We start from the raw sequence: 19,652 nt of genomic DNA on the forward strand, positions 1-19,652 counted from the left end.
AGAAAAAATTGTATACTTGGACACCATCGCCTACAACGAACGTTTTGAGAACCGTGTCATCCCAGGTTTTGGCGATCCCGTTGTCAAACAAAAACTTAATGAGATGTTTGAAAAGCGCTATTCCTCGAATTCTGTTCAGTCGGATCCTCGGATCGAAAGTTAAACCAATATGGCGGGGCGGATTCCTCCACCCCCACCAACACCCGATGGATATATCTACAAGCTTACACAAACTTCTTGACGCTACCATCTACGGCTTCTTTTAGCCAAAATCCCTGCACTTACGCAGGCTTCCTTCTCTTCCTGTTGAGCTGCCTGTTGGGTTGCCTGTTGAGTTGCCTGTTGGGTTGCCTGTTGGGTTGCCTGTTGGGTTGCCTGTCGGGTTGTCTGCCGGGTTGAGGTCATCGATGGTTCTGGCACTTGAATCTACCTTCAATAGCATTTACAAATCTATGCGGCATTGCTATACTGGCAACAAAAATTTGGGGGGAGGCTGGCAGACCTGACGACCATCGGTTGCTTCCATGCACACTATTCGAATATTGCGCTTATCGAGCAGGTATTAGAGCCCTTGCAGGTTGAGCTTGTCCACTTCGTAGACCCCGGCATGGACCGGGTTAAGAATGACTTCACTCCCCAGGCGGCAACGGTCAAAATGAAAGAGACTCTGCATTGGATCTCACAATGCCATGTGGATGCCATATTAGTTACTTGCACGTATTTTACAGCTCGGCTGCCAGACGCGATTCCTTCCTTTTCCCTTCCAATCATCAAGATCGACCAGCCGTTGTTCGACGACATATGCATGCTGACGGGGCCTGTTATCGTCGCCTTCACTAATCCGAGCACGGTTGATGGCACTATCGGTCAATTACAAGCCCATTCAGAGCTGCGGGGCAAGAACGTACACGTGACGCCCGCACTGCTTCCGGATACGTTCCCGCTCTTGATGCAAGGAAAGAAGGAAGCGTATACCCAAAAAACAGCTCAGGGACTCCGCAGACTAATCGAGGAGAATCCCGACAAGCATATCGTGGCAGGGCAGCTCTCTATGGCACCTGCGGCTGAACTTGCAGCGCAGCAGAGCGGAATCACCATCGGCAATCAGCTTCACTCCTTAACTGCCCATATACAGATGCTCCTCGATATGAAATGAAAAGGAGCCTCGCCAAAAAGCCCGCTAACCACTAGGCCCCAAAGGGGCGATGTGAATAGCGGGCTTTGGACTTCCTGCGCTCTGCTTCTTAGGATTCTGGCACATTATGCAGCTCCCACGAGCGGTGTGTTAGGATCTGCCGCACACAACTCCCGGCGCGAGATGTTTCGCTGCATGCTGTATTCCTAACGCGTTGTGCCGCCGCACGAGGCATTCCCAACGCGGCGTGCCGCCGCATGGCAGCAATCAACTGCTGCCGGGAGCTTTAGGCAGCATGCGTTTGCTGCTCGATTCCCTTCTGCTTTCGTGCGGGCAGCAGAAGATGGTAGATAACAGGAACGATGACGAGTGTCAGCAGGGTAGAGCTTGTGAGCCCTCCGATGACGACGACTGCAAGTGCTCTGGATACCAATCCCGCCTCTGCTGATAACGCGAGAGGCATTAGCGCCCCTATCGTTGCAATGGCCGTCATAAGGATTGGACGCAGACGGGTTGCTCCAGCTTCCAGCAGCGCTTCACCCTTCTCCATGCCTCTGCGCTCATTCCGCTTCACACGGTCAAGCAGCACGATGGCATTCGTGACGACTATTCCATTCAGCATCAGAAGTCCGATCATTGCCGGCATGCCGATAGGCTCTCCGACCAGATATAATCCGGTAATAGCACCGATAATCGAGAACGGAATTGCAGCCAGAATAACAAGCGGCAGCAGCGCCTCGCCGAATGCCAGCAGCATGACGAAGTAGACAAGCACAATGCTGATTAGCAGCGCAATCCCCATATTGATAAAGCCTTCATTCATTTCCTTGGCTGCGCCTTCATTAGACCAGGTTACACCCTCAGGCAGCTTCAAGCTGTCAATGGTCGAGAATACCTGGGAGCTTACCTTGGACGTATTCTCGTCCGTAATAGTGGCGTACACCTCCAGATACTCCTTCTGATCCAGGCGTGCAACCTGGGTCGAGTTCCTCATCTCCTTCACTTCGCCCAGCTCTTGAAGGGCGACGGCCTGGCCTTGTCCATTCAAAATGGACTGCTTCTTCAATAGTTCGACTGAAGCGGTGTTCCCCGTATCGAGCTGGAGGATAACATCCGTCGGCTTATTGTTGATATCGGCTTGAGTGATGGTGTTGCCTTCCACCATCGTGCGCAAGCTCATCGCCACCTGAGCTGGCGTAAGCGCATGCTCAGCAAGCTTATCAGGGTCAAATCCGATCACAACCTCCGGCTTCTCCCCTTCTGCAGAGCTGCGAATATTAGCAAGCCCCTCGATCTTTTGGAGTGCTTGTGTGATCTGTTCAGCACCTTGAGCGATGGAATCTCTGCTGGTGCCATTAACGATTATGCTCAGGTTGGAGCCGCCAATGCCGCCTGTGCCGACAATTGTAATACTCTTGGCACCCGAAACATTAGCAAATTTCTTCTGTAGCCCATCGACAATCCGCTTCGTATCGGCGTCCTCTTCTACTTTGAAGGATACACGACCGGTTTCATTCGAAGCAGAAGCTACAATTTGAATGACTTCCGGATATGACTTAATCTCCTCTTCGAGTTTGGCCGCTACCTTGTCCGTATTGCTTGCAGTGGAGCCAATCGGCATCCCGATCGTAACATTGAAGGTCGTTGCTTTCTCTGACGGCAGGAAATTGAAGCCGATCAACCCTGCGGCAGGAATGGAGGCGCTGCCGAGCAGAAGCAAGATTGCAATAGCCAGCGTTGCCAATCGATGGCCGAGCGCCCAGCGAAGCACGCGGCGGTACAGGCGCTGAACGCCATTCTCCTGCGGCTCGGCATGCTTCAGCTTGAGCAGGAATAGACGTGACATCAGCGGAACAACCGTCACTGCAACGAGCAGAGAGAACAGCAGCGAGACAACAATCGTCCAGGCCAGCGGAACGAAAAATTTTCCAACGATGCCGGGAACGAAGGCGAGCGGCAGGAATACCGCAACCGTCGTTAATGTTGACGATGTTATTGCTGAAGCGACCTCATGCGTCGCGTGTTCAACCAGCTCGCCATCACGATTTTGGGCGCTGCGCACACGCCGGAATATATTCTCGATAACTACGATAGAATCATCTACCACCCGGCCGATTGCGACCGCGATTCCTGCTAATGTCATCATATTAAGCGTATAGCCAAGATATTGGAGCACGATGAAGGAAGCGAACATCGATAGCGGAATGGAGATAACCGCAATAACAGTCGAGCGGAAATTCCGCAGGAACAGCAGCGTTACGAGCACAGCCATACAGGCGCCGATCAGTACCTCACGCAGCATGCTGTACACCGATTTCTCAACTTCCACCGACTGGTCATGCAGCTCCTCACGCTTCATGTCCGGCGGATAGTTCAGTCCACCGAGCTGCTCCTTGATCTCCTCCACCATAGCTACCACATCTTCCCCGCCCTTGGAAAGAACCATAACGGAAATAGCCGGCTTGCCATTGAGACGGGTTACATTCGTAGTGACAGATTCATGGACAACCTCGGCAATATCGCCAAGCTTCAGCTGCGGAGCACGCTCTGCCTGACCGGGCGCAGGCTTCGCAGACAGGCGAATGCTCTCAATATCCTCGATGGATTGCAGCGTCTCGCTAATACGCAGCGGCAGAATCTGTTCCCCGGTACGCAGGTCTCCGATAGGAACAGAGATATTGTTCGCAGTAATGAGCTGCTGCACCATATCGAGCGTTAAACCATATTTCGCCAAGCTCTCCGGCTTGACCCGCACATAGACGCGCTTATCAAGCACACCGCTCGTCTCGACTGTGTCCACACCTTCCACAGAGCGGACAGCGGGTATGACCGTTTCTTCTACAAAATGCTGAAGCTGCTCCTGATCCGGAGCGTAGAAGGCTACTTCATATACCTCCGGGTCCATCTTCTCACTGGATATGATCGGTTCGCGAGCCGTATCCGGAAGCTTTGTCTTGGCTATCGCATTGCGAACCTCTTGTTCGATATCTTCCATATTGGCAGACATGTTCGTCTTCAGAACAGCTTGAAACCGATTCGGTTTGCCCCATGTATAGATATTGTTGACCCCGTCAATATTAGCGATAGCTTTCTCAAGCGGCTCGCCGATATCCCGCATGGACTGCTCCGGCGATGCGCCAGGATACACGATGGTAACGTGCATATACGGAATGTCCACATCGGGATACATCTCCATCTTCATATTCCCGGCTGCATACAGACCGCCACCGATCAACACGATAATGATAAGCAGAATAGCCGCCGTGTTCTTCATACTGAATCGAATAATTGGACGCATCTCTCTAACTCTCCCCTACCTGCAATTAATGACTTCTCAAGCATTATATACCATAAATTAGGATGGTCAACCATACCTTGGACTCATCTGAGACTAGACTTTAGTCCAGCTATCGGAGAAGTTCTATCGCCGCTGCCGCATATGCCCTCGACATGCGAATGCACATGCGTCTTGCATCGGATGGACAGCTTGTTGAACTATTTTACAGAGGTTGCTGTACTCAAACGCCGTGACTAATGGTATGGTAGGATGGTGAGTGAAAGTGAAGGATGAAAGGAGATTTTCATATTGTCCCGGCTTATTTTTCTGGCAAGTGTCACTTATTTCGTTGTTGGGCTTGGGCAACTGGCAATCGGAGCTGTAATGGAGCCGATGGTTCATGCATACGGCGTCCAGTACGGAGATGGCGGGCAACTCGTCATGCACCAATTCCTGGGAGGATTGCTCGGAATATTCAGCACCCCGTGGCTTATCAAGCGATTAAACAAGAAGCTCATTATTCTTCTGCTCCTGGGTATTGCGGCCGCAGCAGAGATGGTCTACACCATGCTTCCGCCGTGGGGAGTTATGCTCGTTATCGCTCCGATCGCGGGCTTCGGACTTGGAACATTGGAGGCTGTTATCGGCTCGCTTGTCATTGGGGCGTCGGGGAAAAAGGCGAATACGGCAATGAGCCGTGTCGAAATATTTTTCGGGGTGGGCGCTCTTATTATGCCTTTCGCGGGCGCTGCGCTTATCGAGTTCAGTTATTGGAAGGCAGCCTTCGGCTTCGTCGGCCTGCTTGCTGTCATCGCACTCGTGTTATGGATCATCTATTGGCCTACTATACTGGATTCTCCGGTAGAGGAGGAAGCGCCTGCTGAGGGCGTAACCGTCAACAGACCTTTGAACGGGCGATACGGCATCGTCGTCTTGATCGCATGCGCCTTGTTCTTCGCAATTTATGTCGGTTTGGAAATGAGCTTTGTTCACTATTTGCCTTCATTGCTTGTACTAAGCAACAACTTGACGGAATCGTCGGCAACCCTGGCAATCAGCCTGTTCTGGGGCGCAATGGTCATCGGACGGATGGCAGCAGGGCAGATTGCCGACCGCTGGGGTGGAGGCGCCTATCTATTGGTCACCTGTATAATTACGGCTGTGCTGTTCTCTCTCATGAGCTTGCGCAGCGGAACCTTGGATACGTTCGTTCTGACCACCATCGCCGGATTAATGATGTCCGGGATGTTCGCCATTGCGCTTGTGTTCGCCAACCGTGCAATGCCCGGCATGACCGAGAAGACGACCAGTCTGCTGATCGGATTCGGCGCAATCGGCGGAGCGCTTCTGCCTAAGCTGGCGGGCTGGTTTATGGACGAATATGGACCAGACTCAACCCGTTGGCTGTTCGCAGGCATTGCCCTCGTCATGCTGCTTCTCATTGCATGCGCAATTCTCTTGCAGCGACAATCAGCGCGGACAGCGGCATTCCCTTCCAAATAAACGGCAGCTTATATGCAGCTGCCCGAATCATTGGGGCGACTTTGCTTGGCGGCGTAGATCAGTGCTGGTGTCACGCGATAGCCCTTCTTGTAAGCGGTAAATATCGTGCTACAGCACAGAGCGACAACGAGATGGCACGGTGTAAGCAGGAAATATCTTGCTACAGCTTCCAGAAGGCAATCCTCACCCCCACCGTTTTACGCACCGCATGCTGCTTGGGTATGAGCCGCTAATGACAGCATGCAGTGCGCTCGGCATCGCATATCGGCTTGCCAAGCATAGCATGACCTTCTCAACACAAAGGGGCAGTCCCAGGCCGTGATGGCCTCGGGACTGCCCCATTCTTTTATTCAAAGCTTCGAATCGGCTCTGCGGACTGCTCCTGACCTACATTCGCCCGCCCCATCATAAGCACGAGCAATGCCGCCAGCACAGGCAGCACAAGGCTCCATTGAAAAATATACGCAATGGAATCAGCAAGACTTACGGTCAGCTTCTTCAACACTTCAGCATCGAACATGCTGCGGACAGCCGGCTGCAGCAGCGCCTGCGGATCAGACAGCTTCGCCGCCTGCACAGGATCTGGAATGACCTTGGCAATATTGCTTTTCAGCTGCGCGGTCTGAATGACGCCGAATATGGTAACTCCAAGCGCCGACCCGATGGTGCGGAAGAATACAATCATCGATGTCGCGGCTCCCTTGTGCTGCGGACTGATGCCGTGAAGCGTCGCGATATTGAAGACAACGAAGGAAACGCCGATGCCCAGTCCGACGAATACCATGTACAGTGTTACAACCCAACGCTCCGTGTCCGCGCTGATCGTTCCCAGCAAGGACAGAGACACGACGAGCACGAGCGCCGATACTAGCATAATATTGCGGAAGAGGAACTTCCCGACGAACCGTCCGCCGATGACCGAACTGGCCACTACACCCAGCATCATCGGAGTCAGCGTCTGCCCCGCAGCGCTTGCTGAGCCTCCATAGACCCCCTGAACAAAAATCGGAATATAAGTAGCTCCAGCGATCATAATTGCTCCGTATAAAAAGCTCGCAGCCTGGCTTGCAGTAAACACTTTATTCTTGAACAAATGCAGCGATACAATGGGATTGACCGCCTTGAGCTCAACCAGCAGGAACAAGATCAGGAACAAGGCAGCCCCTGCGAACAAGCTGATGATCTGTGCCGATCCCCATGCATAATCCCCGCCGCTGCCAAGCTCAAGCGCGAACATCAGACTGAGAATCGTTGCGGTTAGCAGTGCCGCTCCCGCCCAATCGATGACTTGCTTCACTTTATTAACGGTTTCCTTATAGTGGAGGCCGAGCAGGACAAGCGCCACGATACCGATTGGCACATTGATATAGAATACCCAGCGCCAATCGATCTGATCTGTAAAATACGCGCCGGCCAGCGGTCCGAACACACTGGACAAGCCGAATACAGCACCAAACAACCCATTCATCTTCCCGCGCTTCTCCGGTGGGAAAATATCAAAAATGACCGCAAAGCACAGCGGCATAATCGCTCCTCCGCCAATACCCTGAAGAGCCCTGAACAGAATAAGCTCGATCATATTCGTAGCCATTCCGCACAGGATAGAGCCGATGAGAAAGACGATCAGCCCTATGATGAAAAACCTCTTGCGTCCGTACATATCGGACAGCTTGCCGAATATCGGCGTGGCGATAACACTGGCAATCATATAGGCCGAGAACACCCATACGAGCATTTCATAATCTCCGAATTCTCCAACGATGGTCGGCATTGCGGTAGAGACGATCGTCTGATCGAGCGCCGCCATGAATAGCCCCAGCAGAAGGGCTAATACCGTCCACTTTGTATTTGTTCTGCTCTTATCCATACCCTTCTATTCCTTCTTCCCCTCTGATTGTTGCTGCAGCACGACTACCAGCTTCTCCAGCGCTGCTGACAGCTGCTCCAGCTCTTCGTCCGTATATTGGGCAAAGGTCTGCTTATTGCTCAGGCCGCTGGAATGAACCAACTCCTCGAACTTCTGCCGTCCCAGCTCCGTCAAGCCCACGCGGGTGACCCTTCTGTCCCCGGCATCCTCCCAGGTAGTCAGATGGCCGCTTTGCTTCAGCCGCTGCACCATTCCGGTAATATTCTGTTTCGTCACGAGCAGATTGTTCGTGAGATCCTTAAGCGACAGCTCACCCTGCCGGTACAGCATCCCCAGAATGAACCACTGCTGAACACTGCATAGGCCAACATCGTTGACCAGGCCTCTGCCTACTCGCTCCAGCAGATTGGATGCCCGATAAATGTTGAGGACAATATCCCTCTGAACCTGATCCATACACCTCTCCTTGCCATTAGTCAATATATTGACCATCAGTCTAGCAGAAGCAAATATGCCTGTCAATGAATAGCGCGAGAAAGGAAATATGTTATATTTGCAAAAAAACCGCACAGGGCCAGCTTGCGCCAGCCAGCCCCATGCAGCTTGGAAGTACGGTTCCCCTGCAGCAAATTGATGCTGCATATCGGGCCTGTTTGCCGACAACCACAGCCCTTGCCCTCTATTGGCGCAGCAGCGTCTCTACCTCACGAATAGCCGCCTGCAGCTTGTCGGCAGACTGCTTGTACTTCTGCTGGTCGCGCTTGTTGGTCGCTGCAAGGCTGCTCAGCATCTCCAGATCAGTCCGGCACTTCTGCATCGCTGCGTACAGATCCGCATTAGCCGGGGGCTGCTGCGGCTTCATCTCATCCTTATAGAAATCGATATCCAGCTGCCCATTGGAATCGACTTGAGCTAGAAAGACTTGCTCGGCAGTCGTTTTCCTCCTGTCCAATTGCCCTTTGAGCCAGGAGCGGTCGTATCCGGCCGCCTGCAGCGGTTCATCCATGATTACCCCATCCATTATGACGCCCTGCGGCACGTTCTCGGACTGCATCGCCAATCCCAGATGCTTGGCTGTTAACGGCTGATTCTCCTTCGTAACCAATACATTAATGTCGCCGCTCGGCTCCATCATAGCAAACTCGACATCAGCGAACTTAAACACATTCTTCTTGCGCAGCTGCTCCAACAGCTCATCCGTTGTCAGCCGCTCTTTCTTCAAATTATCCTCCAGCACCATGCCCTGCTTAATTAATACCGTTCCTTTGCCATCAATGAAATCCCGTGCCTTCTTGCTTTTTATCTGAAGGAATTCAATTCCCACTGATACTGCGACCCATACCCCTAAGGAAACGATACCCATATACCATCTTGCATCCAGATCCAGAGAGATATAGGCAGCCAGGCTGCCAATCGTAATCCCCGTAATATACTCGAACAATGAAAGCTGGCTTACTTGCCGTTTCCCCAATGCTTTAGTCATGATGAAAAGCACTACGACCGCAAGCAGCGTACGCAGCGAAACCTCCAACCATTCAGGCATAGCTTCCTAACGCCTCCTCGATATCACCTTTAGTACCATCCTTGTTAATTATTCGCAACAAGCCTTCCATCCATCCATCAATTATTTTCCACTCTCCGTCCAATCGCTATTCTAAACGCAAAAAAGGCCGAAGCAGATGGATGCTGCCATCTTCGCTTCGGCCGTTACGCCCCTATTATCTTTCCTCAAGCTCGCGCGGATCAACAGAATCGAGCGTCTCGACCAGAGACTCGAATTCCTCCGAAATATCATCCCATTCCACCAATTTAAAGTTCTGGTTGATTACAGCTCCGTTCTCTGCATTCTCATCATCCTGGGCGACGAACAGACCTTCCGAGAACTCATCGCCAAGATCGTAGTTGAGCACATCAATGCCATCGGTTTCACTGGTTCCGTCCGTCTCGTCTCCATCCTCAATCGTGAAGCTTCCGAGATACGGGTTGGCATTCTCACGATCATAGATCGCATAGCTGCTGCTTCCCTGGCTGGATGCTATCAAGTAGCCCTCGCCATCTTCGCCGTAATAGATCGTAAGCCCTTCGACATCAGCCGTTAATTTCTGGTTATCTATCGCGGCGATCTGAACGCCGTTGCTTCCGCCATTCGGCTCAGCAGCATACTTCCAGATGCCGATATCCTCCTCTGCGATATACATCTTGCCGTACTCATCGTCTGCAACGATTCCTTCTGATTGAGAGCCGAGTTGGAAGGAACGGACCAGTGTGCCGTTAATTTTGCCGCTTCCATTATGATACAGCTCGTATTGCTCGAATTCGCCGTCTTTGCCAAGCACCAGCGCATAGAACTTGCCGCTGCTTAGGCTGTGATATAAGCTGAATCCATAGACTTCGCCCATGTTCGAGTGAATCGGAGTTCCGGAGATGTCAGTGAGCCCGCCGGTAGTTGGTGAAATTGCGAAAATATCAACTGTATTCGTCGTCCGGTTCGTTGCCGCAGCGATATCTACCTTCTTGCTGCCTAATGGGAAGTCGTAGCGGACATCCACATTATTCATTTTGCCAAGTGAATAGGAGAATTTCTGATTCCCTTCAAGATCATACACAAGCAGGCCACCTGCTTTGTTCGTGGCGATGATCGTGCTGTCCTCCGCATCTTCAGGATGGAGCCAGATCGCTGGATCATCTGCAGCATCATCACCGGAACTGACAGCGACTGTCTCCACCTCGGCCTCGACAGCAACGGTCTGAGGACCGTTCGCCAGAGCGATGGAGCCCATCGACAAACAACCGATTACACTTGCCGCCAACCATTTCTTGTAAAGCTTGGACACAATAAATTCCTCCTTTGATATAAAATACATTTTTTATATTAATAGGTATTTATTAAGTGGCTGTTGTGATTTAATTGATATTTTGTAAAGAGCGTGACGCTTAGCAGCCCCATCAATACTGACCGTAGTTGTCAGGGTTTAGCGCTTATACTTGAAGTATGCCGGGTTAATGAAAATGCTGAACCCGTGCAGTGGGTGTGCCCTGAATTTTCACCTTTAAGGAGCGAATGTGAACATGCCATCCCTTTCTGTCCCCGTTCTGGGCCAGCGCGCCCTTAACCGCGCTCTGCTGGAGCGCCAATTTCTGCTGCGGCGCACTGACTTGTCGCCGCTTGACGTGATCGAGCAGTTGGTCGGCCTGCAAGCACAAGCACCCAACCCTCCCTATTACGGATTATGGACACGGCTGGCTAACTTCCATCAGAATGACCTCACCGAGCCCATGCTTGATCGGCAAGTTGTTCGCATCGCGCTAATGCGCTCGACCATACACCTTGTGACCGCAGCGGATTGCCTGAAGCTGCGCTCTGTACTGCAGCCTGTGCTGAACAGGGGACTACAAGGCGCCTACGGCCGCCAACTCGAAGGTCTCGACACCATAGCGATGGCCGAGCTCGGCAGATCATTAGTCGAGGAATATCCGCGGACTTTCAATGAGCTGGGTTTGCTGCTGCAGCAGCGATGGCCTAATTGCTCCAGCGAAGCGATGGCCGGGGCCGTTCGCACACTCGTGCCGCTCGTGCAAGTGCCTCCTCGCGGAATATGGGGAGCCGGCGGTCAGCCGACTCATACCTCTGCCGAAGCATGGCTCGGCCTTCCTCTAAGCGAGGATAATGCACCGGACGAGATGATCCTGCGTTATCTGGGTGCATTCGGGCCGGCGACGGTCAAGGATATGCAGGTTTGGTCCGGGCTGACCCGGCTGAGTGAAGCAATCGAGCGGCTGCGGCCCCGGCTGCGCACTTTCCGGGACGAGAACGGCAATGAGCTGCTGGATCTGCCCGATGCGCCGCTGCCGAATCCCGATACCCCGGCTCCACCGCGCTTCCTGGGCGAATTCGACAATATGCTCCTGTCCTACGCCGATCGCACCCGCATTATGGCGGATCATTACCGCCAGCATTTGTTCACTAAGAATGGCATTATCCGAGCCGCTGTACTTATCGATGGCTTCGTCTGCGGCAAATGGAGAATCGAGCGCCAGCACGGCGGCTGTGCGACTCTGATCATCGACTTGTTCGAGCCGCTGACGGCTCAGGATCGCGCGGCTTTGGGCGAAGAAGGCGAACGGCTGCTCCACTTCGCAGCAGCGGATGCAGACAGCTATGACATCCAATTCGTTCTTTCCGAATAAGCGCTGGGCGGTTGCGCTCAGGCTGTTGAGAAAGTCCGGCGGACTTTCGGATACTCAACGTTTAGAACGGGGCTCCAAACGAAAGTCGGTGGATATGGCTTCACTATCCCCGGCAGTTTGAGAAGCCTGCGTAAGTGCAGGAATTCCTGGCAAAAGAGGCCGTAAACGGTACAATGCCTGCGAGAAAGCAGGAATATGAGGCGGAATTGGCCGATAACGGCTATGTATGGCGAAATTCCTGCACTTTAGCATGCATTTCCTAATAATCGGGCCTGAACGAGAAAAAGGCTGCCGTTTCGCAGGCATATTCGCTGTTGATGGCTACTGTATCCGGTTGTTGATTTGGTTACTGTATTGGTTCGCTGTTTATGGTTACTGTATTCGATTGCTGGTTACGCCACTGTGTTCTGTCGCTGGTTATGCCACTGTGTTCTGTCGCTGGTTATGCCACTGTGTTCAGTCGCTGTTTATGGTTACTGTATTCGGTTGCTGGTTATGCCACTGTGTTCAGTCGCTGGTTATGGCTACTGTATTCGATTGCTGGTTATGCCACTGTGTTCAGTCGCTGTTTATGGTTACTGTATTCGGTTGCTGGTTACGCCACTGTGTTCAGTCGCTGGTTATGGTTACTGTATTCGGTTGCTGGTTACGCCACTGTGTTCAGTCGCTGGTTATGGTTACTGTATTCGTTCGCTGCTGCTATGGGCGGGGGGTATTTCCTCAACGGCCCAAGGCTGTGCAGCAGCGCAATGCCGCAAAAAGGCTGGAGCAGGCCGCCCTCGGGGCGGCCCTGCTCCAGCCTTTCACGCTATGCCGCTCATAACTATCGCTGCATTATATCTGATTGCGGTATTCCGAAGGCGTCATGCCGACTTTCTTCTTGAATATCCGGCTGAAATATTTATCATCCTGATAGCCGACCAGGTTGGCGATCTCGTAGGTTTTGCTGCTTGTAGTCTTGAGCAGCCGCTTCGCATTCTCGATCCGAATATTGGCAATGTAGTCGGTAATATTCATCGCTTCGACCTGCTTGAACAGGAAGCTCAGATAGACGGGCGACAGAAACACCTCTGCGGCAATCGTCTCCAATGTAATATTGCCCGCATACTGCGCCTGAATGAACACCTTCGTCCGTTCAATGACGGCATTCTTGCCGGATTTGCGCAGATTCTGCGTCAGCGTCAGCAGCTTGAACAGGAACCCGCGCAGCAGCTGCATCAATTCTTCAAGCGTGCCCGCTGTGAAGATCTGCTCAATATCCCCTGCTGTCAACAGCTCGTCCAGCTGAAGCTGAGGGTGCATCTCAATCATCGTATGCGTGACCGCGATCATCTGCTGAAGACTGAGCGTCTTCGTCTCATGGCTGGAGCAGCCCTGCTCCTTCAGCAGCAGGGCGAATGCTGCGAGCCAAGCCTCCAGCCCGTTCTCGTTGCACACCCGGATGGACATGAACAGCTCTTCTTCATGCAGCGGCTCTCTTTCCTTGGGAGCCGCGACGACGCCTCCCTGCTCTTCCTCGACATCATCGAGAAAGATGACTTTGTTGGCACCCGTGTAATATTTGTATTGCAGGGCGATCTTCGCAGCCTCATAAGCTGGCTTGCATTCATTGATCGCGCTGGTGAAATGCCGCGACACACCGATTGTCGCCCCAAGCTTCAAGGTAGCCTTCAAATTATCGATCAGTTGGAGCAGCAGCTGGCGCAATTGCGGAACCTGCTCCATGCCGCTGATGTTGAACAGCATAATAAAGCGGCGGCTGCCCTCCTGAAAAATCACCTTGGCGGGCCACTCCTCAAACGTTTCGCCAATGATATTCATGACCGCAAACCCGATAAGCTGCTGATCCTCTATCGTATACTGGTCCAGCTGGCCCGTCTCGTCCTCGATCTCCAGCCGGCAGATACGAAGGGGACCCGAATGGATGGGCAGCTTCAAATACTCCACCTTCTCGCGGAAGCTCTCCGGACTTTGTCTGCCCCCAGCCATCAGCCCCAGCAAGAAGCGTTCCACCATGACGGGATAATTGTCCCTCAGCTGCTGCTTTAACCGGTTCTCGTCCTCCCATTCCTTCTTGACCCGCAGAATAACCTCCAGGAACCGCTCCAGATCAGGCGGCTTCAGCAAGTAATCGGAAGCGCCCAGCTGCAGCGCCTGCTGCGCGTACATAAATTCATCATACCCGCTGAGAATAACCGACTTGAGCGCGATGCCCCGCTCGTTCACCGCACCAAGCAGCTGCAAGCCGTCCATATGGGGCATTTTGCAATCTACAATAATCAGATCGGGACGCTTCGCCTCAATAAGCTCCAGCGCCTCCTCTCCGTTCTCGGCAGTTCCCAGCCACTGAAAGCCATACTGCTCCCAGGCAATCAGCTTTTGCAGTCCTTTGCGCACGATGGGTTCATCATCGATGACCATGACTTTCATACAGCCTCACCCATTCTTCCTCGTATTCGATAACCGGCAGGTAGACGGTAACCTCCGTCCCTTCCCCCGGCTCACTGGCGATCCTCAGCCTGTATTCCTCCCCGAACAGCATCGTCAGCCGCTCGTTGACATTCTTAATGCCATAGCCGCCGCTCCCTTGCGGCGACACCACCAGCAGTCCGGCAATCTGCTCCTCGGTCATTCCCCGGCCATTGTCCGTCACCGTGAACACAATATGCTCCTCCGTCTTCCTCCCTGTAATGCGCAGAATACCCTCCGCCAAGCCCCGGGTATCAAAGGCATGAATAATCGCGTTCTCCACGATTGGCTGGAGCAGCAGCTTCGTTGTCAGATAAGGCTCCACAGCAGGATCGATGTCGTATTCCACCCGGAACCGGTCGGGGAAGCGTGCGTGCTGGATGCGTACATAGGCCTTGATCTGATTGATCTCATTCTCCAGCTTGTAGTAATCATTGCCCCGATTGAGTGAAATCCGGAACAGCTCGCTCAGCGACCGGACCACCTCGGCGGTATCGTTATCGCCGTTTATTTTGGAGTTGAGGAAAATATAATCCAGCGTATTATAGAGAAAATGCGGCTCGATCTGCGCCTGCAGCGTCTTCAGCTCAATCATCTTCTGATTGGTCTGGCTAATGTATACTTTCTGGATCAGCTCGTTCAAGTCGGCGACCATCCCGTTATATTTTTGCGTCAGCAGCCCGACCTCATCCTTGGACTCTACAGGCACTTTCTGATTGAAGTCGCCCCGCTTGAAGTTGTTCATCGAACGCAGCAGCTTCTGGATCGGCGAAGTGACGCTGCGCGAGAGGAACATCGAGATCAGGCCGACAATGAGCAGGAGCGATATCGATACAATCAGCGTAAAGCGCAGCAGAATCTGGTGCTGTACCCGGATTTCCTTAACGGGCGTAAGGCTGACGACATTCCAGTCATAGGGGGCCACCTTGGCAGTCGAGACATAATAGTCGATCCCGTTCACTTGCAGGAAGGAGGTCTCGTCCACTCCAAGCAGCTTCTTTTTGAAGGCCAGATCTCCATCGCGGTAGTATTGCACATCCCTGTTGCTCTGATTGCTCGCTACAAGATTGTAGTTGTCATCGATAAGCAGGAGATGGGTAGAGCTCTTGATCTTAATATCCTTGATGGAATCCAGCATCGCGTCGCGGCTGATGCCCATGAACAGCATGCCCAGCTTCTGATCTGTATCATAGATATTCGTAATGCGGCGTCCGATCATCGTTTCATTGTACTGCTGGAGATAGGGGAATAGCGGATCGCTGGAGAACATCCAGTTCGCCTCGCCCTCCTTGGCAGCCGTAGAAATGTAGGTCGGCGTATCTTTCAGCTGCTCGTAGGGAATGACTTCCCTGTAGAACTGATTGAAGTCGCGGAACAGAAAGCCGTTCTCGCCATAGACGATAATGAAGGAAATATATTTCTTCGCAATCTTCAGATTGGACAAGTAAGCGAACATCGTCTGCTGCGCCTGATTGTAGGAATCCGGTTTGGGCTGGTTCAGCAGGTTCTGGAACGTCTCATTGTTCATGATATAGGATGAGATGTCCTGCACATCGTCGAGCATCAGCTTAATGTTGTTCTCAATTAATCCGATCGTCTGGGTCTGATGATCAACGACCTGCTTCTCCAACAGATCGGTAGAAGTGAAGTAGGAGAACGTCCCGATACTGATGAGCGGAATAAGCACAACGAGAATGAAGTAGAGAAAAATTTTCGTTTGCAGCTTGCGGAACAGACGCATTTCTCTGCCTCCTGTCAACGTTCTATTGAAGAGAAGCGTAACAAAAACAGAGCAGGGATACAATCGTATCAGCCGCTCTATGGAGTAGTTCTAGAATATGTCCACCATATCTTGAGGTTGTCTCATTGTGAGCCCTTTGCCGGAGGGAATACAATAAAGGTGCAACAAGGAGCTCCAACCAAATCAACTAGGGGGTACTGGTATGAAGCCTTATAAAAAAAGCTTTGTCATGTTGATTAGCTTGACCTTGGTATTCAGCTTGGTATTGGCAGCATGCGGCAACAACAACGCGGCCAATAATTCCGGCAACGACAAGAAGCTAGGCAACACAACGGATAACACATCCGGCGAGGAAATCGACTGGAAGACGGTCAAGGCCGACATCCGCTTCGTCTATCCGGGCACATCGGAATCCGAGAAGCTGTTCGCCGAAACCTTCAAGGATGCCATGAAAGAGAAATACCCCAATGTAAATATTGAATTCATGTACCTGTCATGGGCAGATATGGAGAAGAAAATCTCCGTTATGATCAACACCGGCGATGTTCCAGATATCGCAACGACGCAGGACGTGACGAACTTCGTACAGATGGACGGGCTGGAGGATCTGACGCCTTTCATGGAACGTGCAGATTCCACTGTGAAGAAGGATGATTTCCTTCCCGGTACGCTGGACTATTCGACGATTGATGGCGGCACCTATGCGGTTCCGGCAACTGCAAACGCATTCAACCTGATGGTCAATGAGAAAATGCTCAATGATGCCGGCATGAAGCTCGAAGAGCTGCAGACATGGGCGGATGTGGAGAAAGCAGCGCAGTTGATGACCAAGGACGGCAAATACGGCTTCGGCTATCCGCTCGGCGTAGCCCGCTTCGCTTTCCGCGTGCCGTTCACCGCAGGCTACAGCAATGATGTGCTCATCTCTGATACTTCAGAGGGAAGCAAGTCCAAGTATATCGAGCTGCTCACTCACTTTAAGAATTTGGAGGCTTACCAGCCGAAAGCGCATCTGACCTGGGGCTATCCCGAAATGTTCAGAGCGTACAGCAATGGCGAGGTCGGGATGATTCCTGCCGGAACCTTCTTCTCCTCGAATGTGTACAGCATTAATCCGGACATTATCAACGTATCCCGTGCGATTCCATATCCTAAAGGACCATCGGGAACGAAAATTCAGACACCTGTGGCCAACTCCGGCTTCGGGATCTACAAGGGCAGCAAGAACAAGGAAGTGGCGTGGAGACTCGTTCAAGAGCTGTTATCGCCGGAGTTCAACAGCACGCAAGCCGCCATCCTCAACATCACCGCCAAGAAAGAGACAAAGCTGGAGGATGTCATCAAGAAGGCTGAAAGTGTCTACCCGAAAGCAATCGACGGCCACAAGCGCATTATCGAGGACTTCATGGGTCTTGTAGCTGCCAACGGCGTGCCCATGGACAAGATTGTCGGGCAGCCTGAGATGGAGAGCATCGTTCAGGAGAATATGGTGAAGCTGCTGACAGACAAGTCTGACGCCGAAGAAACCTATGCCGCCATCATTAAAGGCATCGATCAGGTAAAAGCCAAATACGCCAAATAACAAGCAGCAAATTCGTTAATGAAGGGGACTCAGACAGCTCCTATAAACATGAGTCCCCTTTTCTATCTCAATGTAAGCTGTCAGGGTGAGGAGAGTGAACATCATGACCCGTAAATTTATAAAATTACACGGCTTCGGCTATCTGCTGCTTGCCCCCGCAGTCATTTATTTGGTCGCGTTTCAATTCTATCCGCTGTTCGAGACGATCCGGCTCAGCATGTATGATTATTCATTAATTGCGAACAAGGGCATGTCCTTCGTGGGACTGGACAATTACAAGTTCCTCCTTACGGAAGACGATAAGTTCTGGAAAATCATGTGGAACAGCCTCGTCTGGGTGCTCGGTTCAACCCTTTTTCAATTCGCGGTCGCCATTCCTGCCGCACTTATATTAAGCGCCAAGCTGCGTTCACGCGGTTTGTGGCGAGGCCTGATGATGGTTCCGTGGGTTGCGCCTGTCGTTATTATCGGGATTGTATGGAAATGGATCTATGACGGCCATAACGGCTTGGCCAATTACTACCTGAGCGCACTGCATATTATTCAAGAAAATATCGTATGGCTTGGAGACGATTTCTGGGTCTGGCCGGCCTTGCTGCTCACTTCCGTATGGAAAGGCTTCCCTTACATCGCATTGATGCTGCTATCGGGATTGACCGGCATTTCGAAGGAAATGATAGAGGCCGCTCATGTAGACGGCGCAACAGCGTGGCAGCGCTTCACCAGAATTACACTGCCTCTGCTGAAGCCGATCATGTACGTGACGGGCCTGGTCGCTATCGTGTCCTCCTGGACAAAATTCGAGATGATCTGGGCGCTCACCAATGGCGGACCGGGCTTCGAGACCAGTATCCTGCCGACTTATGTATATACGAATGCATTCGTTTATTACGATCTTGGCAAAGGCTCTGCAATTGCGGCATTATCCATGGTATTCGTCCTTATCATTGTAGGCATCTATGCGAAACTATTCGGCAAGGAAAATGATTAGAAGGGTGATGTTATGAAGGAGACACTTTCGTATCGCACACTCAAATATATGAGTCTGCTCGTTCTGATGGTGTGCACACTCTTCCCGTTTCTCTGGCTGGTTGACACAACCTTCAAGAGCACGGAGGAAATGTTTGCCTCGACGCCTTCGTGGTGGATTGAAAATTTCACACTCGAACACTATACCTGGGCGCTCGGCGAGCAGGGAATGAACATCGGCACCCTGCTTTCCAACTCCATTATTGTATGTACGCTTACAGCATTAAGCACAGGACTGATCGCTTGTCTGAGCGGTTACGGCCTCGCACGCTTTCAGGTGCCGGGCATCAAGCTTGTCATCGTTCTGTTCGTCCTGGCGCAGATGATTCAAGGTCCCTTGATTATGATTCCATGGTACAAGCTGGCCTCCACGTTTTCCTTGCTTAATACGAAGACCGTGCTTGTTCTGATCTACAATACGATGACGATTCCGGTCGGAGTCTGGATTATGAGCGGCTTCTTCAAAACAATCCCGAAAGAGCTGGAGGAAGCTGCCTATATGGACGGCTCCACCAAGCTGAAAACATTGTTCAAGATCATGGTTCCGATGGCTCTTCCCGGTCTCGTATCCATTAGCCTCTATTCCTTCATTCTGGGATGGAACGACTATCAATATTCCCTTATTCTAACGAATTCCCTGGCAGCCAAAACCGTGCAGGTCGGCATTGCCGAGGTGATGGAAAGCATGGGTGCAGCGAACTGGGGCGGCATCCTGGCCAGCGGCGTTATCGTTATTCTTCCGATCGTGATCATCTTCGCCTTTATCCAGAAGCTGTTGATCGAAGGGCTGACAGCCGGAGGCATCAAGGGCTGACACAGGCGCTGTGTGGCCTGCAGCTTGATAGCTTAAACTCTGCATGG

Annotated in this window: 13 protein-coding genes; 6 read left to right on the top strand and 7 right to left on the bottom strand. The window is 52.1% G+C overall.

Features of this window, described 5'->3' with window-relative positions:
* Positions 1 to 571 precede the first annotated feature (571 nt).
* Positions 572 to 1,156 carry a hypothetical protein gene (locus K0T92_RS11735; RefSeq protein WP_246628102.1) on the top strand — a complete coding sequence of 195 codons (585 nt, stop codon included), beginning with the start codon at positions 572 to 574 and terminating at the stop codon, positions 1,154 to 1,156.
* Between the two features lie 265 nt (positions 1,157 to 1,421).
* Here the strand turns inward: K0T92_RS11735 and K0T92_RS11740 are convergent, their stop codons facing one another.
* Positions 1,422 to 4,433: an efflux RND transporter permease subunit gene (locus K0T92_RS11740; RefSeq protein WP_219872672.1), complete on the bottom strand. Its 3,012-nt coding sequence runs from the start codon at positions 4,431 to 4,433 to the stop codon at positions 1,422 to 1,424.
* Positions 4,434 to 4,721: 288 nt separating this feature from the next.
* Here K0T92_RS11740 and K0T92_RS11745 point away from each other — a divergent pair, with 288 nt between their 5' ends.
* The gene (locus K0T92_RS11745) at positions 4,722 to 5,915 is read left to right on the top strand and encodes an MFS transporter (protein ID WP_246628103.1); all 1,194 of its coding nucleotides are present in this window, start codon (positions 4,722 to 4,724) and stop codon (positions 5,913 to 5,915) included.
* 346 nt (positions 5,916 to 6,261) lie between these two features.
* On the opposite strand, the gene K0T92_RS11750 is transcribed toward K0T92_RS11745, so the two are convergent.
* From K0T92_RS11750 to K0T92_RS11765, 4 genes are all read right to left on the bottom strand, one after another.
* Positions 6,262 to 7,782 (bottom strand): MDR family MFS transporter, encoded by a 1,521-nt coding sequence (locus tag K0T92_RS11750; protein ID WP_219872673.1) that lies wholly within the window; start codon positions 7,780 to 7,782, stop codon positions 6,262 to 6,264.
* Between the two features lie 6 nt (positions 7,783 to 7,788).
* Positions 7,789 to 8,238 (bottom strand): MarR family winged helix-turn-helix transcriptional regulator, encoded by a 450-nt coding sequence (locus K0T92_RS11755; RefSeq protein WP_219872674.1) that lies wholly within the window; start codon positions 8,236 to 8,238, stop codon positions 7,789 to 7,791.
* 223 nt (positions 8,239 to 8,461) lie between these two features.
* The gene (locus tag K0T92_RS11760) at positions 8,462 to 9,325 is read right to left on the bottom strand and encodes a DUF421 domain-containing protein (RefSeq protein ID WP_219872675.1); all 864 of its coding nucleotides are present in this window, start codon (positions 9,323 to 9,325) and stop codon (positions 8,462 to 8,464) included.
* A 175-nt stretch (positions 9,326 to 9,500) separates the two neighbouring features.
* A complete protein-coding gene (locus tag K0T92_RS11765; RefSeq protein WP_246628118.1) occupies positions 9,501 to 10,562 on the bottom strand; it encodes a phytase in 1,062 nt (353 codons plus the stop codon).
* Positions 10,563 to 10,851: 289 nt separating this feature from the next.
* On the opposite strand from K0T92_RS11765, the gene K0T92_RS11770 reads away from it, so the two are divergent.
* The gene (locus K0T92_RS11770) at positions 10,852 to 11,970 is read left to right on the top strand and encodes a winged helix DNA-binding domain-containing protein (protein WP_219872848.1); all 1,119 of its coding nucleotides are present in this window, start codon (positions 10,852 to 10,854) and stop codon (positions 11,968 to 11,970) included.
* An 834-nt stretch (positions 11,971 to 12,804) separates the two neighbouring features.
* Here K0T92_RS11770 and K0T92_RS11775 read toward each other — a convergent pair.
* Together K0T92_RS11775 and K0T92_RS11780 are read right to left on the bottom strand one after the other, a co-directional pair.
* Entirely contained in the window at positions 12,805 to 14,400 is a 1,596-nt protein-coding gene (locus tag K0T92_RS11775; protein ID WP_219872677.1) for a response regulator transcription factor, read from the bottom strand.
* Positions 14,378 to 16,180, bottom strand: coding sequence for a sensor histidine kinase (locus K0T92_RS11780; RefSeq protein WP_219872678.1), 1,803 nt, complete (start codon positions 16,178 to 16,180; stop codon positions 14,378 to 14,380). Before K0T92_RS11780 ends, K0T92_RS11775 begins: the two co-directional genes overlap by 23 nt.
* 202 nt (positions 16,181 to 16,382) lie before the next feature.
* Here K0T92_RS11780 and K0T92_RS11785 point away from each other — a divergent pair, with 202 nt between their 5' ends.
* The 3 genes from K0T92_RS11785 (at position 16,383) to K0T92_RS11795 (ending at position 19,605) form a co-directional block, all read left to right on the top strand.
* A complete protein-coding gene (locus K0T92_RS11785) occupies positions 16,383 to 17,762 on the top strand; it encodes an ABC transporter substrate-binding protein (RefSeq protein ID WP_219872679.1) in 1,380 nt (459 codons plus the stop codon).
* Positions 17,763 to 17,865: 103 nt separating this feature from the next.
* The gene (locus tag K0T92_RS11790) at positions 17,866 to 18,753 is read left to right on the top strand and encodes a carbohydrate ABC transporter permease (RefSeq protein WP_219872680.1); all 888 of its coding nucleotides are present in this window, start codon (positions 17,866 to 17,868) and stop codon (positions 18,751 to 18,753) included.
* 12 nt (positions 18,754 to 18,765) lie between these two features.
* On the top strand, positions 18,766 to 19,605 hold the full coding sequence (locus tag K0T92_RS11795; protein WP_219872681.1) for a carbohydrate ABC transporter permease: 840 nt from the start codon (positions 18,766 to 18,768) through the stop codon (positions 19,603 to 19,605).
* The last annotated feature ends 47 nt before the right edge of the window (positions 19,606 to 19,652 follow it).

It is taken from the genome of Paenibacillus oenotherae (assembly GCF_019443105.1).
GTDB classification, from domain to species: Bacteria; Bacillota; Bacilli; order Paenibacillales; family Paenibacillaceae; genus Paenibacillus_Z; species Paenibacillus_Z oenotherae.